Annotated in this window: 1 protein-coding gene; it reads left to right on the top strand. The window is 65.6% G+C overall.

What is annotated here, in order from left to right; translation table 11 throughout:
• A partial coding sequence (locus DF216_RS10740; RefSeq protein ID WP_164979068.1) for a helix-turn-helix domain-containing protein occupies positions 1-389 on the top strand: 389 nt, incomplete at both ends.

The raw sequence follows: 389 nt of genomic DNA, 5'->3' as shown, positions 1-389 counted from the left end.
TCACTCAACGTGGCTTGTCAGCCTCGGATGCAGCCGTTGCACACGGGGTCAGCGCGGTCACAGCCCGCAAGTGGCTCGCACGCTTCTTGACCGATGGCGCTGCCGGGCTGGCCGACAAGTCCTCGCGCCCCGCCAAGTCCCCTCGCGCCATCCGGCCCAACATCGCGTTGGCCATCGTCGAGCTGCGACGCAAGCTGTTCACGCAATCGCTTATCGCCACTTACCTGGGTGTCTCCAAGGCCACCGTCAGTCGCGTCTTGCGCCGAGCGGGCCTGTCCAGATTCAGCGACCTGGCCCCGGTTGAGGCCGTGCAACGCTACGAGCGCGAGGCGCCTGGTGATCTGCTGCACATCGACATCAAGAAGCTGGGGCGCTTCTCTGACGTGGGT

Source organism: Streptococcus oralis (genome assembly GCF_004127215.1).
GTDB lineage: Bacteria > Bacillota > Bacilli > Lactobacillales > Streptococcaceae > Streptococcus > Streptococcus oralis_BD.
This window is presented reverse-complemented; position numbering and strand designations above follow the sequence as displayed.